The organism is Salipiger sp., assembly GCF_048261495.1.
Classification (GTDB): Bacteria; Pseudomonadota; Alphaproteobacteria; order Rhodobacterales; family Rhodobacteraceae; genus Salipiger.
On the sequence record NZ_JBLXFX010000001.1, the window covers coordinates 441419 to 457349 of the forward strand.

12 protein-coding genes are annotated in these 15931 nt (G+C 68.0%); 9 read left to right on the plus strand and 3 right to left on the minus strand.

Translation table 11 applies throughout. The features are described from left to right. Positions 1–5 precede the first annotated feature (5 nt). Genes nirB through ACN0RJ_RS02050 form a run of 5 tightly spaced genes read left to right on the plus strand, consistent with a single transcriptional unit; the run spans position 6 to position 7631 of the window. Complete coding sequence (gene nirB, locus ACN0RJ_RS02030; protein WP_417723405.1) at positions 6–2438, plus strand: nitrite reductase large subunit NirB; 2433 nt, start codon at positions 6–8, stop codon at positions 2436–2438. Then, entirely contained in the window at positions 2435–2767 is a 333-nt protein-coding gene (nirD, locus tag ACN0RJ_RS02035) for a nitrite reductase small subunit NirD (RefSeq protein WP_417718606.1), read from the plus strand. The genes nirB and nirD overlap by 4 nt, the downstream gene beginning before the upstream one ends. After that, a complete protein-coding gene (locus tag ACN0RJ_RS02040; protein WP_417723257.1) occupies positions 2767–5400 on the plus strand; it encodes a molybdopterin-dependent oxidoreductase in 2634 nt (877 codons plus the stop codon). Before nirD ends, ACN0RJ_RS02040 begins: the two co-directional genes overlap by 1 nt. A gap of 42 nt (positions 5401–5442) precedes the next feature. Continuing rightward, positions 5443–6108, plus strand: coding sequence for an SDR family NAD(P)-dependent oxidoreductase (locus tag ACN0RJ_RS02045; RefSeq protein ID WP_417723258.1), 666 nt, complete (start codon positions 5443–5445; stop codon positions 6106–6108). Then, complete coding sequence (locus ACN0RJ_RS02050) at positions 6105–7631, plus strand: cryptochrome/photolyase family protein (protein ID WP_417723259.1); 1527 nt, start codon at positions 6105–6107, stop codon at positions 7629–7631. The genes ACN0RJ_RS02045 and ACN0RJ_RS02050 overlap by 4 nt, the downstream gene beginning before the upstream one ends. Before the next feature lie 21 nt (positions 7632–7652). Here the strand turns inward: ACN0RJ_RS02050 and ACN0RJ_RS02055 are convergent, their stop codons facing one another. Then, positions 7653–9134, minus strand: coding sequence for an MORN repeat-containing protein (locus tag ACN0RJ_RS02055; RefSeq protein ID WP_417723260.1), 1482 nt, complete (start codon positions 9132–9134; stop codon positions 7653–7655). A 147-nt stretch (positions 9135–9281) separates the two neighbouring features. Between ACN0RJ_RS02055 and ACN0RJ_RS02060 the strand changes: the two genes are divergently transcribed. After that, positions 9282–10940 (plus strand): NAD+ synthase, encoded by a 1659-nt coding sequence (locus ACN0RJ_RS02060; RefSeq protein ID WP_417718821.1) that lies wholly within the window; start codon positions 9282–9284, stop codon positions 10938–10940. Between the two features lie 399 nt (positions 10941–11339). Continuing rightward, positions 11340–12371 (plus strand): glycosyltransferase family 4 protein, encoded by a 1032-nt coding sequence (locus tag ACN0RJ_RS02065; RefSeq protein WP_417723261.1) that lies wholly within the window; start codon positions 11340–11342, stop codon positions 12369–12371. 10 nt (positions 12372–12381) lie between these two features. On the opposite strand, the gene ACN0RJ_RS02070 is transcribed toward ACN0RJ_RS02065, so the two are convergent. Beyond that, positions 12382–12771: a metallopeptidase family protein gene (locus tag ACN0RJ_RS02070; protein ID WP_417723262.1), complete on the minus strand. Its 390-nt coding sequence runs from the start codon at positions 12769–12771 to the stop codon at positions 12382–12384. 132 nt (positions 12772–12903) lie between these two features. Between ACN0RJ_RS02070 and ACN0RJ_RS02075 the strand changes: the two genes are divergently transcribed. Beyond that, entirely contained in the window at positions 12904–13455 is a 552-nt protein-coding gene (locus ACN0RJ_RS02075) for a 2OG-Fe(II) oxygenase (RefSeq protein ID WP_417723263.1), read from the plus strand. A 56-nt stretch (positions 13456–13511) separates the two neighbouring features. Here ACN0RJ_RS02075 and ACN0RJ_RS02080 read toward each other — a convergent pair whose 3' ends face one another. Next, complete coding sequence (locus ACN0RJ_RS02080; RefSeq protein WP_417723264.1) at positions 13512–14465, minus strand: 1-phosphofructokinase family hexose kinase; 954 nt, start codon at positions 14463–14465, stop codon at positions 13512–13514. 128 nt (positions 14466–14593) lie between these two features. Here ACN0RJ_RS02080 and gltX point away from each other — a divergent pair, with 128 nt between their 5' ends. Next, positions 14594–15928, plus strand: coding sequence for a glutamate--tRNA ligase (gene gltX / locus ACN0RJ_RS02085; protein WP_417718597.1), 1335 nt, complete (start codon positions 14594–14596; stop codon positions 15926–15928). Positions 15929–15931: the final 3 nt, after the last annotated feature.

Here is a 15931-nt window from a genome sequence, read left to right on the forward strand (position 1 = left end):
CCGAAATGCAGAAACTGGTCGTCATCGGTGCCGGCATGGCCTCGGGCCGTGTGCTGGAGCACCTCCGCGAAACCGCGCCCGACGCGTTCGACATCACGCTGTTCAACGCCGAGCCGCGCGGCAACTACAACCGCATCATGCTGTCGCCCGTCCTGTCGGGCGAAAAGAGCTACGAGGAAATCGTCACCCATGACGATGCCTGGTATGCCGGCAATGCGATCACCTGCCGCTTCGGCGAGAAGGTCGTGTCCATCGACCGCGACCGCAAGGTCGTCGTGGGCGAGAAGGGCGAGGTGCCCTACGACAAGCTGGTGATCGGCACCGGCTCCAGCGCCTTCATCATCCCCGTTCCCGGTCACAAGCTGCCCGGTGTCGTCGCCTTCCGCGATGTCGAGGACACCACCGCCATGGTCGAGGCCTCGGGCAAGCCCGGCGGCAAGGCCGTGGTCATCGGCGGCGGCCTGCTGGGCCTCGAAGCCGCTGCCGCCCTGCGGCTGCGCGGCATGGACGTGACCGTGCTGCACATCATGGGCCACCTCATGGAGCGCCAGCTCGACGAGGCGGCGGGCTACCTGCTCAGGAAGGATCTCGAGCGCCGCGGCATCAACGTGCTGCTCAAGGCCTCCACCAAGGAGATCGTGGGCGAGGAGCGCGTCGAGGCGGTACACCTGGAGGACGGCACCGTCCTGCCCTGCGACATCGTCGTGATGGCCGTGGGCATCCGCCCCTCGGTCAAGCTGGGCATGGACGCCGGGCTCGACTGCGGCCGGGCGATCAAGGTCGACGCGCAGATGCGCACCTCGGACCCGGATGTCTTTGCCGTGGGCGAATGCGTGGAATACGACGGCAATGTCTTCGGCCTCGTGGCGCCGCTCTACGATCAGGCGAAGGTGCTGGCGAGGACGCTCACCGGCGAGGAAGAGACCTTCCGGATGCGCGAACTCAGCACCAAGCTGAAGGTGACGGGCTGCAACCTTTTCTCGGCGGGCGATTTCAGCGACAAGCCGGGCCGCGAGGACATCGTCTTCCGCGATCCGGCGCGCGGGGTCTACAAGCGCCTCGTGATCGAGAACGACAAGCTGGTCGGCGCGGTGATGTACGGCGACGTGGCGGACGGGAACTGGTTCTTCGGTCTCATCAAGGACGGCGAGGATGTCGCCGACATGCGCGAGACGCTGATCTTCGGGCCCGCCTACCAGGGGGGGGACGCCGCGGACCCTCTCTCAGCCGTTGCAGCATTGCCGCCTGAGGCGGAGATTTGCGGCTGCAACGGCGTATGCAAGGGTGCCATCGTCAAGGCGATCGAGGGCGGCGCGACCGACCTCGGCGCGATCCGGGCGCAGACCAAGGCCAGCGCCTCCTGCGGGACCTGCACGGGCCTGGTCGAACAGGTGCTGTCGGTCACGCTGGGCGACGAATTCGTGCTGCCCACGGCGCAGCCGGTCTGCGGCTGCTGCGATCTCACCCACGAGGACGTGCGCCTGCTCATCAAGTCCAAGGAGCTGAAATCGCAGGAGGCCGTCTGGCAGGAGCTGGGCTGGAAGACCCGCAACGGCTGCCATGTCTGCCGTCCGGCGATCAACTACTACCTGCTGGCGGACTGGCCGCTCGACTACCAGGACGATCCGCAGTCGCGTTTCGTCAACGAGCGCAACCACGCCAACATCCAGAAGGACGGGACCTATTCCGTCATGCCGCGGATGTGGGGCGGGATGACCACGCCGGACGAACTGATCGCCATTGCCGCGGCGGCCAAGAAATACGACGCGGCGGTGAAGGTGACGGGGGGCCAGCGCATCGACCTCCTGGGCATCCGCAAGGAAGATCTGCCCGCGATCTGGTCGGATCTGAACGACGCGGGGATGGTTTCGGGCCACGCCTATACCAAGGGTCTGCGCACGGTGAAGACCTGCGTCGGCTCGGACTGGTGCCGCTTCGGGACGCAGGATTCCACCGGGCTCGGCATCAAGCTGGAGAAAAAGCTCTGGGGGTCGTGGACACCGCACAAGGTCAAGCTGGCCGTGTCGGGCTGCCCGCGCAATTGCGCCGAGGCGACCTGCAAGGACGTCGGCATCATCTGCGTCGACTCGGGCTACCAGGTCAGCGTGGCCGGTGCCGCGGGCATGGACGTGAAGGAGACCGAGCGTCTCAAGGATGTCGCGACCGAGGACGAGGCGATCGAGTGGACCACCGCCTTCATCCAGCTTTACCGCGAGAACGCCAAGTATCTCGACCGGCCCTACAAGTGGGTCGCGAAGGTCGGGCTGGATTGGGTGAAGGAGGTCCTGGCCGATCCCGCCACGCGCGCCGCGCTGGTGGACCGGTTCGAGATTTCCCAAAGCGTCTATCAGAAAGACCCCTGGGCCGAGCGGGCCGAACCGGAGGCGGCGCGCCGTTTCCATCCGCTGGCCGATCTCACCGTGGAGGCTGCAGAATGAGCTGGATCGACATCGGACATATCGAAGACGTACCCCTGCGCGGATCGCGGCTGGTCAGGACCGGAGTCGGCTGCGTGGCCGTGTTCCGCACGGACGAGGCCGAGATCTATGCCGCGTCCAACAGTTGCCCGCACAAGGGCGGGCCGCTGTCCGAGGGCATCGTGCACGGCAACAAGGTGACCTGCCCGCTGCACAACATGATCTTCGATCTCAGCACCGGCGAGGCGCAGGGCGCGGACGAGGGTCGGATCGACATCTATCCGGTGCGGGTCGAGGCCGGGCGCATCCTGCTGGACGGCACTGCCGTCGGCAAGCGGAGCGCTGCGTGATGGACGGGGCCGGGATGCCGGAAGTACGCTCCACCTGCCCCTACTGCGGTGTCGGCTGCGGGGTGATCCTGCGGCCCGACGGCCACGGCGGGATGGACGTGCGCGGCGACCCGGACCACCCTGCCAACCTCGGCCGTCTCTGTTCCAAGGGTTCGGCACTGGGTGAAACCATCGGGCTCGGTGAACGGCTGCTGACGCCGCGCGTCATGGGGCAGGACAGCGACTGGGACAGCGCGCTCGACCTCGTGGCCGAGAAATTCCGCCGGACCATCGCGGAGCACGGCCCGGACAGCGCGGCCTTCTACGTCTCGGGCCAGTTGCTGACCGAAGATTACTACGTCGCCAACAAGCTGATGAAGGGCTTCATCGGCTCGGCCAACATCGACACCAATTCGCGGCTCTGCATGGCCTCGACCGTGGCCGGTCACAAGCGCGCCTTCGGAACCGACACGGTGCCGGGCACCTACGAGGATCTCGAGCTTGCCGACCTGGTCGTGCTGACGGGCTCGAACCTTGCCTGGTGTCACCCGGTGCTCTTCCAGCGCATCGTCGCCGCGAAAAAGGCGCGCCCGGCGATGAAGGTGGTGGTGATCGACCCGCGTCGCACCTCGTCCTGCGACATCGCCGACATGCACATCGCGCTCAAGGCGGGCACGGACGTGGCGCTGTTCAACGGGCTGCTCGCCTCGATCTACGAGCAGGGCGGGACGGATGCCGCCTTCCTGCGCAACGTCGAAGGCTTCGACGGCGCGCTCGCGGCCGCGTCGAACGACGATCCCGGTGTCACCGGCCTGTCCGAGGCGGACCTGCGCGCCTTCTACAAGCTCTGGATCCGCACCGAAAAGGTGGTGACGGTGTTCAGCCAGGGGGTGAACCAATCCTCCTCCGGGACCGACAAGGTCAATGCGATCATCAATTGCCATCTCGCCACCGGGCGCATCGGCAAGCCGGGTTGCGGGCCGTTCTCGGTCACCGGCCAGCCCAACGCCATGGGCGGGCGCGAGGTCGGCGGGCTGGCCAACATGCTGGCCTGTCATCTCGACCTGGAAAATGCCGATCACCGCAACGCGGTGCACGATTTCTGGTCCTCTCCGACCATCGCCGACCAGCCGGGGCACAAGGCGGTCGACATGTTCGAGGCGGTGCACGCCGGGCGGATCAAGGCGCTGTGGATCATCCACACCAACCCCGCCGTCACCATGCCCGACGCCGACCGCGTGCGCGATGCCATCGCGGGCTGCGATTTCGTGGTGGTGAGCGACATCACCGCCGCGACCGATACCGCGCGTCTGGCGCATGTGGTGTTGCCCGCCGCCGCCTGGGGCGAGAAGGACGGCACCGTCACCAACTCCGACCGCACCATCTCGCGCCAGCGCCCGGCGCTGCCGGTGCCCGGCATGGCCCGCCCGGATTGGGAGATCCTCGCCGAGGTCGGCCGCCGCATGGGCTGGGTTTCGGCCTTCGACTACGAGTCCCCGGCAGAGATCTTCCGCGAATACGCGGCGCTGTCCGGCATCGCGGGCGGGTTCGGCAAGGATTTCGACATCTCCGCCAAGGCAGAGCTTTCGGACCACGACTATGCCGTCATGCCGCCGTTCCGCTGGCCCGCGTCCGGGACGCGGCAGGGGGGGCGGTTCTTTGCGGACGGCGCGTTCTTCACGCCGTCGGGCATGGGCCGGATGCTGGGTGTCAGCTGGCGCCCGCCGGTGTCGCGGCCCGATGCCGATTTCCCCTATCGCTTCAACACCGGCCGCATCCGCGACCAGTGGCACACGATGACCCGGACGGCCCTGTCGCCACGCCTTTCGGCACACCTGGCCGAGCCGTTCCTGGAAATCCATCCCGAGGATGCCGCCGCACAGGGCATTGCCGAGGCCGACCTGGTCGAGGTGCGCAGCGTGACCGGCCGGTCGATCCTGCGGGCGCTTCTGACCGACCGCGTGCAGCGCGGCGACGTCTTCGCGCCGATCCACTGGACCGGCGAGACCGCGCCGTCGGCCCGGATCGACGCGGTGGTCGCCGCCGTCACGGACCCGGTCTCGGGCCAGCCGGAGAGCAAGGCCTCGGTCGTGGCGGTCGCGCCGTTCAGGGCGGCCTGGTACGGCTTCGCCATCTCGTCGGACGACATGGTGCTGCGGTCCGACTACTGGGCGCTCGCGCGCACCGGCACGGGCTGGCGCGCGGAACTCGCCGGGACGGAGACCCCCGCCGATTGGGAGACCGAGGCCCGCCGCCTGTTCGCCCTTCCCGACGCGGAGGCGCAGGTGGTGGTCGACACCGCACGGCGCACCGCGCGGATCGCCTTTCACGACGGCGACCGCCTTCTTGCCGCGCTGTTCGTGTCGCGCCAGCCGGTGCGCGTGATGCGCAGCCACCTTGCCGGGTTGCCGGGACAGGATGCGCCGCATGTGCTGACCGGGCGTGCGCCCGCCGACCAGCCCGATCCGGGCCCAATCGTCTGTTCCTGCTTCAACGTCGGGGTGAACCAGATCCTCGAAGCCATCGAGACCGGCGGCGCGATCAGCGTCGACGCGGTGGGAACGGCGCTGCAGGCGGGCACCAACTGCGGCTCCTGCCGACCGGAGATCGCCGTGCTGCTGGAACGGACCAGGGCCGCCGAACCCGCCGAGTGATCGCCGCTTGAAGGCGGACGCGCGGCGGCTATCTCGCCCGGAATGGAACGCGCGCTCATCATCGGATCCAGCGGCGGCATCGGTGCCGCCCTCTGCGCCGCGCTTGCCGGGCGCGGGGTGGAGGCGGTGGGCCTGTCCCGCTCCGGCGACGGGCTGGACGTGACCGACGAAACCTCGATCGCCACGCATATCGGTGCGCTGGAGGGCGCGTACGACCTGATCCTCGTGACCACCGGGGCGCTCGAGATTGCCGGGGCCGTGCCGGAAAAGTCTCTCGATGCGCTGGACGCGCGGGCCCTTGCGGATCAGTTCGCGCTGAACGCCATCGGCCCGGCGCTCGTGCTGAAACATGCCCGCCACCTGCTGCCGCGCGACCGCCGGGCAGTGCTCGGCGTGCTGTCGGCGCGGGTCGGCTCCATCGGGGACAACCGGCTGGGCGGGTGGTACGGCTACCGCGCCGCCAAGGCCGCGCTCAACCAGGTGGTCCGTACCGCCGCGATCGAACTGGCCCGCACGCACCGACAGCTGGCCTGCGTCGCGCTGCATCCCGGCACGGTGGCGACACCCTTCACCGAGAAATACCTCGGCCGCCACCCCGCCGTTCCGCCGCAGGAGGCGGCGCGCAACCTGCTGGCGGTCTGCGACGGTCTCGGGCCGGACGACACCGGAGGGTTCTTCGACTGGGCCGGCAAGGAGGTGCGCTGGTGAGTCGGATTGTCCTCGTGCTCGGCGATCAGCTCACGCCCGGGATGGCGGCGCTGAAACAGGCCGACAAGGCGCGGGATGTCGTCGTCATGGCCGAGGTCGCGGCCGAGACCGACTGCATCGCGCACCACTCCAAGAAGATCGCGCTGATCTTTGCCGCCATGCGCAAATTCGCGCGAAGGCTGGCGGAAGATGGCTGGACGGTGCGCTACAGCCAGTTGGACGACACCGACAACGCCGGCTCCATCCCCGGTGAACTGCTGCGCCGCGCGGAGGAGACCGGCGCCTCCGAGGTTCTGGCGACCGAGCCGGGCGACTGGCGCCTGATCGAAGCCTTGCAGGACTGTCCGCTCAAGGTGCGGATGATCGAGGACGACCGGTTTTTTGCCACCCACGAGACCTTCGAGGGCTGGGCCGAGGGGCGCAAGTCGCTGCGGATGGAGTATTTCTATCGCGAGATGCGGCGCAAGACCGGCTACCTGATGGACGGCGATGCGCCCGAGGGCGGCCAGTGGAACTACGATTCCGAGAACCGCAAACCGCCTCCGGACGGGATCGACCATGGCGGCGCGATGATGTTCACCCCCGACGAGACGGTGGAAGAGGTCCTCGACCTGGTCGAGGCGCGGTTTTCCGGCAATTTCGGCGAACTGCGCCCGTTTGCCTATGCCACGGACACCACGCAGGCGCGGCGGGCGCTGACCCATTTCATCAAGAATGCCCTGCCGCGGTTCGGGGACTACCAGGACGCGATGCTGCGGGGGGAGCGGCACCTCTATCATTCGGTCCTGTCGCCCTATCTCAACATCGGATTGCTCACCCCGCGCGAGGTTTGCGATGCCGCGGCGCAGGCCTATGCCGAGGGCGCCGCGCCGCTGAACGCGGTCGAGGGGTTCATCCGCCAGATCCTCGGCTGGCGCGAATACGTGCGGGGCATGTACTACCTTCAGGGCCCGGACTACCTGCGCCGCAACGCGCTGAACCATCAGCGCAAATTGCCGGGCTTCTTCTGGGGCGCTGAGACGCGGATGGCCTGCGTCGCCCATGCGGTCGACCAGACGCGGGAAGACGGCTATGCCCATCACATCCAGCGCCTGATGGTCACCGGGAATTTTTCCCTCATCGCCGGTCTGAACCCGCAGCAGGTCCACGAGTGGTATCTGGCCAGCTACGTCGATGCCTTCGACTGGGTGATGGCGGCCAACACCATCGGCATGACGCAATTCGCGGACGGCGGGCTGGTGGCGTCGAAACCCTATGTCTCGTCAGGCAATTACATCGACCGGATGTCGGATTACTGCAAGGCGTGCCACTACAGCGTAAAGGCGCGGACGGGCGAGGGGGCCTGCCCGTTCAACCTTCTTTACTGGCATTTCCTGAACCGTCACCGGGACCGGTTCGAGAACAATCCCCGCATGGGCAACATGTACCGCACCTGGGACCGGATGGACGAAACCAGACGGAGCACCGTCCTGCGCGAGGCCGAGGCGTTTCTGGACCGCATGAGCGCGGGCAAGACGGTCTGACCGCCGCCCGCTGCCCGGCGCCTATTCGCTGGCGGGGGTGTCGGCCGGCGGTGTCGCTGCGTCGCTTTCGCCTTCGCCTTCGGCCGGGGCGGTTTCGGGGACCGGGGTTTTCGTCGTCAGCACGCCGTTCACCCAGTCGCCGGTGGTTTCCTCGCCCGAGGCATAACGCATGGTGCCTTCGCCCTGCCGCTTGCCGTCGGTGAAATTGCCCTCGTAGACATCGCCGTTGGCATAGGTGGCGACGCCCTTGCCGCTGATCTCGCCGTTTTCCCAGTCGCCGCTGTAGCTGAAGCCGTCGGCCATCGTGATGTCGCCCTGACCGTGCCGCTGCCCGTCGCGGAACGAGCCGCGATAGACCGTGCCGTCGGGATAGGTGGCGGTGCCCTGTCCGTGGCGCTGGCCGTTCTGCCATTCGCCCTCGTAGCGGTAGCCGTCCGGGTAGGTCATCACCCCGAAGCCGTCGTTGCGGGCATTGCGGAAATCGCCCTCGTAGACCAGCCCGTTGGCATAGGTCGCGATGCCCTTGCCCTCGATCACCCCGTCGACCCAGTCGCCATCGTAGGTCGAGCCGTCGGGATAGGTGATACGGCCCTTGCCGTTGGCGAGATCGGTCTTGAACTCGCCCTCGTAGACCGAGCCGTCGGGATAGGTGACGGTGCCCATGCCTTCGATCTGGCCGGTGACCCAGTTGCCGGAGTAGCGGTAGCCGTCGGCACCGACGAAGGTTCCCTGACCCTGCCGCTGATCGTTTTCGAAATGGCCCTCGTAGGTGTCGCCGTTGGCATAGGTGACGCGGCCTTCGCCGTCGCGGCGGCCGTCGACCAGATCGCCTTCGTAGACGTCGCCGTTGGGCTGGGTCAGCTTGCCGATGCCGTCGATCTGGCCCTCGCGCCAGGTGCCTTCGTAGATCAGCCCGTCCGGCATGGTCAGCTTGCCCTGACCGTCGCGCAGCCCGTTGGCCACGCGTCCCTCGTAGAGCGACCCGTCGGGATAGGTGATCTCGGCATTGCCTTCCTTAACGCCGTTCACCCAGTCGCCTTCGTAGACATAGCCGTTGGGCGAGGTCATGGTGCCGCGCCCGTGGTGCAGCGCGTTGCGGAACGACCCTTCGTAGCGCACGCCGTTGGCATAGCTCGCCACGCCCTTGCCGGTGATCTTGCCGTCCAGCCAGGAGCCTTCGTAGGTGCCGCCGTCGGCAAAGACGATCTTGCCGATGCCCTCGGGTTTGCCCTTGGCGAAATCGCCGTCATAGATCGACCCGTTGGGAAAGCGCGCGACGCCCTTGCCCTTGATCTCGCCCTCGACCCAGTCGCCGGTGTATTCGTAGCCGTTCGGCAGCCGGTAGGTGCCCGTGCCGTCCTGCAGCCCGTTGCGGAACGTGCCCTCGTAGGTGCCGCCGTCATCGTACTGCTTGGTGACGACCTCGGCGTCCTGCGCCCATGCGGCCCCGGTCAGGACGATCAGTCCCGCCGCTGCGGCCAGAGTTCTGCCTGCGAATGTCATTGCCCGTTCCTTGTCGGAAACTGTCTCCCTGTCGGCGGGAACGTAAACAACCCCCCCCTGACTGACAATCTCTTTTGCCCGGCGGCGCTTTCCCTCAGGCGTGGTTCTGCTATGTCACACCCGATCGTGACCGAGAAGGATTGGGCCATGGCCGACCGTTTCCGCCTGACCATCGCACAGCTCGACGCCACCGTCGGCGACCTTGCGGGCAATGCCGCCAAGGCCCGCGACGCCTGGCAGCAGGGCAAGGATGCCGGGGCGCAGCTGGTCGCGCTGCCGGAGTTGTTCATCGCGGGCTACAACGCCCAGGATCTGCCGATGAAGAACGCCTTCACGCTGGATTGCATGGAAGCGGTGCGCAGGCTGGCCGAAGACTGCGCCGACGGTCCCGCGCTGGCCATCGGCACGCCCTGGTTCGAGGGAACGGAGCTTTACAACGCCTATGTCATCTGTCGCGGCGGCAAGATGGTCACACAGGTGTTCAAGCACCACCTGCCGAATTACAACGTCTTCGACGAGGTGCGCATCTACGACAGCGGCCCGATCGGCGGCCCCTATGCCGTGGGCAACACCCGCATCGGCTCGCCGATCTGCGAGGATGCCTGGTACGAGGACGTGGCCGAGACCCTGGCCGAAACCGGGGCCGAGTTCCTGCTCGTTCCCAACGGCTCGCCCTATTACCGCAACAAGCAGGAGCTGCGGCTGAACCGCATGGTGGCGCGGGTGGTCGAAACCGGTCTGCCGCTGATCTATCTGAACCTCGTGGGTGGGCAGGACGACCAGATCTTCGACGGGGCCTCCTTCGTGCTGAACCCGCATGGCGCGCCCGTGGTGCAGCTTCCGGTGTTCGAGGAATGCGTCTCTCATGTGGATCTGGAACGCACCGAAGAGGGCTGGCGCGCGCTGCCCGGAGATTTCGTGCGGCACCCGGACGCGATGGAGCAGGATTACCACGCCATGGTGCTGGCGCTGCGCGACTATTGCCGCAAGACCGGCTTCGGCAAGGTGCTGCTGGGCATGTCGGGCGGGGTGGATTCCGCGCTGGTCGCCACCATCGCGGTGGATGCGCTGGGTCCGGACAACGTGCGCTGCGTGATGCTGCCGTCGGAATACACCTCCGAACATTCGCTCGAGGATGCAAAGGCCTGCGCCGAGGCGCTGGGCGCGCAGTACGATTTCGTGCCGATCGCCGAAGGCCGGGCGGCCATCACCGCGACGCTCGCCCCCCTGTTCGAGGGGCTGAAACCGGACCTGACCGAAGAGAACATCCAGTCCCGCCTGCGCGGGCTGCTGCTCATGGCGCTGTCCAACAAGTTCGGCGAGATGCTCCTGACCACGGGCAACAAGTCCGAAGTCGCGGTCGGCTATGCGACGATCTACGGCGACATGGCGGGCGGCTACAACCCGATCAAGGATCTCTACAAGACCCGCGTCTTCGATATCTGCCGTTGGCGCAATGCCAACAGCCGCGACTGGATGATGGGGCCGAAGCACGCCCCGATCCCCGAACGGATCATCACCAAGCCGCCCTCGGCCGAACTGCGCGAGGATCAGAAGGACAGCGATTCCCTGCCCGATTACCCGGTGCTGGACGGTATCCTGCAGATCCTTGTGGACGATGACGGCTCCATCGCCGATTGCGTGGCGGCCGGATATGACAAGGCCGACGCCAAGAAGGTCGAGCGGCTGCTCTACCTGTCCGAGTACAAGCGCTTCCAGTCCGCGCCGGGGGCACGACTGTCCAAGCGGGCGTTCTGGCTCGACCGGCGCTATCCCATCGTCAACCGGTGGCGCGACGAAAGCTGACGGAAGTCTTTGCGCGACGGGCTCGGCTGCCGCATCGCGGCGGCGGTTCGCATGCGTGGTCCGTGCCGACCTTCGACACGCCCACGAACAGCGCAATACACGAGGAGTCAGACATCTGCGGTGACGCCCTCGGCATCCGCGGGTCCTGCGGGGTCCAGCCTGTCGACGGAAACGCCGGGGAAATATCCCTCCTGATCGAATCGGCGCCCTCACCTCGTCCGGCATGACGGGATCGCTGGCGGGCGCGGTGGTCATGCTTTGCCTCGCCGGTTCCGGTGCCCGCCGCGCTGCCGCTTCTTGCGGGCAGGCACGGCCTTCGGAGGCGCTGCGCCTGCGCCGCCGCCGGTCCCCGGACGCATCACCGCTTGATTTGACCGCGCGCGGGCGGTAGCGGCGGGAATGATTTCCGTTCTCTTCGTCGTCCCGAGATTCCATCCGAACCTCTGGTTCGCCACCAAGGCGCTGGTCGAGTCCGGCGCGCGGGTGGCGGTCTGGGTGTCCGACACCGCGCCGGAGGTCGAGGATCATTCGATCGTCGCGCCCCGGGTCTTTGCCGATCCATCGGATGCCGCCGGTCTGAAGGCGGCGTTCGCCGGTTTTGCCCCGGACCTCGTGTTCCTGCGCAATACCTCGGATCTGAAACACGCGGTCGCCCGCGCCGCGCGGGGCACCAAGGCGCAGCTCTGGAGCTACGACCAGCATCCGCTCGACCGGCCGCGCTCGTTCTGGAAGCGGCTTCGGCTGCGGCTCGACGGATTGCCCGCGCGGCGCGTGACGCCGGTTCCCGGGCTGACCGATACGCCGCCCGATCCGCAATCGCGCTACCTGCCCTGGCCGGTCTGCACCGGCCTGCCCGAGATGCCGGAGCGGCCCGATGCTCCGGTGACGGTGCTCTGCGTCGGCAAGCTTGCCCAGCCGCGCAAGAACCAGCCCCTCGTGATCGACGCGCTGCGCGAGGCCGGGCGCGCGGGACGGGCGCGGCTGATCCTTGCCGGGGCCACCAGCCACACCATCAGCGGCGCCGATGCCGACCACATGGCGGTGCTGGAAGCCGCCGCGCGTGAGGACTGGTGCGAGATTCACCGCGACGTGGCCTTTCGCGACATGCCCGCGCTCTATGCCCGCTCCCATGTCTGCATCCTGCCGTCGACGGCCGAACCGCTCGGCACCGCCCCGGTCGAGGCGATGGCCTGGGGCTGCGTGCCGGTGATTTCCACCAGCGCCGGTTCGGCGGGCTACCTCGTCGACGGCGGTGACGGCCTGCTGCTCGACCTGTCGCAGCCGGACCGTATCGAGACCGCTCTCGGGGCGCTCATCGACGATCCGGCGCTGCGGGCGCGGCTGGCCGCCGGGGCGCGGGAAACCGCGGGCGACGACCTCGGGCCGAAGAGGTTCCTGGCGCGGATCCGGGACCTGCTGCGCGAGGGCTGAGGCGCCGCGCCTATTCCCACCAGCGGTCGATGGTCGCGATATCCTCGTCCGACCAGCCGAAGTGATGGGCGAATTCGTGCACGGTCACGTGCGCCACGAGGTCGTCGAGCGCGATGTCCCCGCGATCCCGCCATTCCTGCAGGATCGGCTTGCGGAACAGCCAGACCGTATCCGGAAAGGGGGACGGGTCGGCGACCGATTTCAGGGTCATCGGCACACCGTCGTACAGCCCGGTAAGGTCGAGCGGATCGTCGATGCCGAGCTCGTCCAGCATCTCGTCCGAAGGCCAGTCCTCGACCCGCAGCAGCACACCCGCCGCCCCCCGGCGGAACGGCTCGGGCAGGGTGTCGACGGTACGGCGGGCGATCTCTTCGATCCGGGCGAGGCTGGCGTCTTTCATGCCCTTCATATGTGCGACAACAGCGTCCGAAGGAAGAGGTCGGTTTCGGCGATCGAAGTCGTTTTCCGGCAAGACCGCCGTGTCGGCGCGGACTATGGGGCGCAACCCCACCTGCCCGAAAGTTCCCCCGACATGATTTCCGTCCACAGCATCGAGGATGCCTTTTCCGCCGTCGACTGTTCCCGTCTCATCGACATCGCGCGCTCTGCCGAAAGCTCCGACGCGCGGCTTGTCGGCCGCCAGCGCGATCACAACCTGCGGCGCGCCGATCTGGTCTGGCTCGACGATGTGGCCGAGACGGAATGGGTGATGGACCGCATCATCGACGTCGTGCGGATCGCCAACCGCGAGGCATTCGGGTTCGAGCTCGACTCCTTCGGGGAAAGCGCGCAGATCGCGCGCTACGGCGCCGAGCGCGAAGGGCATTTCGACTGGCATTCCGACATCGGCGACGGCCAGCTCGCCGCGCGGCGCAAGCTGACCATGGTCGTGCAGTTGTCGGAGCCCGAGGAATATGCCGGCGGCACGCTCGAAGTGATGCCCTCGGCGCATGTCATCGAATCCCGCCGGGAGCGGGGCACCGCCACGCTGTTTCCGTCCTATCTGCTGCACCGGGTGACGCCGGTGACGGAGGGCGCGCGCTTTTCCATGACGATCTGGGCGCACGGTCCGGCCTTTCGCTAGGCTCCGCTCGATCCGGAGTGGCGGACGCTTGAGCCCGCCGTCGCGTGAAAGAGGAGTCAGGCGCCGATCGGCGAGGCGCCGCACTGGGCCAGCAGCTCGTGGACCAGCGCCCTCCGGCACAGGCTCGTGCCCGGAGAGGTGACCGTCGCACTGGCCGCCGCGGCGCCGAGGGCCAGCGCCTCCGGCGCCGTCAGCCCCGCCGCGATGCCGTAGGCATAGGCGCCGACGAAGCTGTCGCCCGCGCCTACCGCGGACACGACCGGGACAGGTGCCGCGCTGACCTGCACCAGCCCGTCCGGACCCGCCATGACCGACCCGTCGGCCCCGCGCGCGACGATCACGCGCTCTGCCGCGCCGCGTGCGACGAGTTCGGCGGCGAACCGGGCCGAGTCCCGGCGGCTCGCCAGCGGACATCCGGCAAGCTCCTCCGCCTCGACGCTGTCCATGCGCAGCACGGCGGGCGCGGGATTGGTGCCCGCTGCGAGGTAGCGCAGGGCCTCGCCCGAGGTGTCGACGATCACCTGTGCCCCGCGCCCGCGCAGCGCCCGGCACACATTGGTCGGGAAGGTCACCGGCACGCCCGGGGGCTGGCTTCCGCTCAGCACGACGATGCCGCCCTGCGGCACGGCGGTCGAGATGGCGCGGAGTGCCTCGGCCACCTCCCCGTCGGTCCACTCCGGCCCCGGCATGACAAAGCGGTACTGGTCGCCGGTCGTCCGGTCGGTCACGGCAAAGCTCTCGCGGGTGTCCGCGGGCGCGTCCATCCGGACGAGGGGAATGCCGCGGGCGACCAGCGCCTCTTCGAGCCGCATGCCGGTCGGCCCGGCCAGCGCGACAAAGGCCCGGACGGTCCCCTGCAATTCGCGCACCACCCGCGCGACGTTGATGCCGCCGCCCCCCGGATCGACCGACAGCGGCCCGCATCTGAGCTTCTGATTGGGCGTCACGCGGTCGGTGCTGGCGGAAAGATCCAGCGCGGGGTTCAGGGTCACCGTGAGGATGTCGGTCATCTGTATCCGGGGTCAGGCAGGCGGGTTTGCGCAAAGCATGGCAGGCGGCGCGGGCTTCGCCAAGGTCCGGCAACTGGACAAATCCGCGCGTCTGTGGAATGGCACCGCGCACAAGCAGGAGTCCTCGCATGACCACCACCCGTTTCGCGCCGTCGCCCACCGGCCATATCCATGTGGGCAACCTGCGCACCGCGCTGTTCAACTACCTGATCGCGCGCAAGGCGGGCGGCACCTTCATCCTGCGGATCGACGACACCGACCCGGAGCGGTCGAAGGAAGAATATGTCGACGGCATCAAGCGCGATCTCGAGTGGCTGGGCCTGACCTGGGACCGGACGGAGCGCCAGTCGCAGCGCCTGGACCGCTACGCCGAGGAAGCGGACCGCCTGCGCGGCATGTCGCGGCTCTACGAGGCTTGGGAAACACCGGTCGAGCTCGACCTCAAGCGCAAGAAGCAGCTCAACATGGGCAAGCCGCCGGTCTACGACCGGGCGGCGCTGGCGCTGACCGAGGCCGACAGGGAAAGGATGCGGGCCGAGCGCGGCAACGGGGTCTGGCGGTTCCTGCTCGATCAGCAGCGCATCGAGTGGACCGACGGAATCCTCGGCGACATCTCCATCGACGCGGCCTCGGTCTCCGACCCGGTGCTGTTCAAGATGGACGGCCAGATCCTTTATACCTTCGCCTCGGTCGTGGATGACGTCGACATGGGCGTGACCCATATCGTGCGCGGTTCGGATCACGTGACCAACACCGCGACGCAGATCCAGATCATCGAGGCGCTGGGTGGCACCCCGCCCGCCTTTGCCCATCACTCGCTGCTGACCGGACCGCAGGGGGAATCCCTGTCCAAGCGGCTGGGCACCCTCTCGCTGCGCGATCTGCGCGAGGCCGGGATCGAGCCGGAGGCGCTGCTGTCGCTGATGGCCCGGCTCGGGTCGAGCCAGCCGGTCGAACTGCGCCTGTCTCTGGAAGAGATCGCCGAGGGGTTCGATCTGTCGCAATTCGGCGCGGCGCCGACGAAATTCGATGTCGAGGATCTTTACCCGCTGACCGCCCGCAAGCTGCACGGCCTGCCGCTGGCGGCGGTGGCGGAGGACATCGCCGCGCTGGGCGTGCCCGCGGACAAGGCCGAGCTGTTCTGGACCGTGACCCGCGAGAACATCCGCACGCGGGCCGAGCTCGGAGATTGGTGGGCGCTGTTCTCCCGTGGGGCCGAGCCTCTGGTCGCGGACGAGGATCGGGCCTTCGTGGCCGAGGCGATGACCCTGCTGCCGGAAGGTCCCTTCGACCATGACACCTGGGGCCAGTGGACGGCGGCGGTGAAGGCGCAGACCGGGCGCAAGGGCAAGGGCCTGTTCATGCCGCTGCGCAAGGCGCTGACCGGGCGCGAGAAGGGGCCGGAGATGGCGGATGTCATGCCGCTGCTCCAGACCATCCCGGCGCGCAATCTGACCGCCTGACGG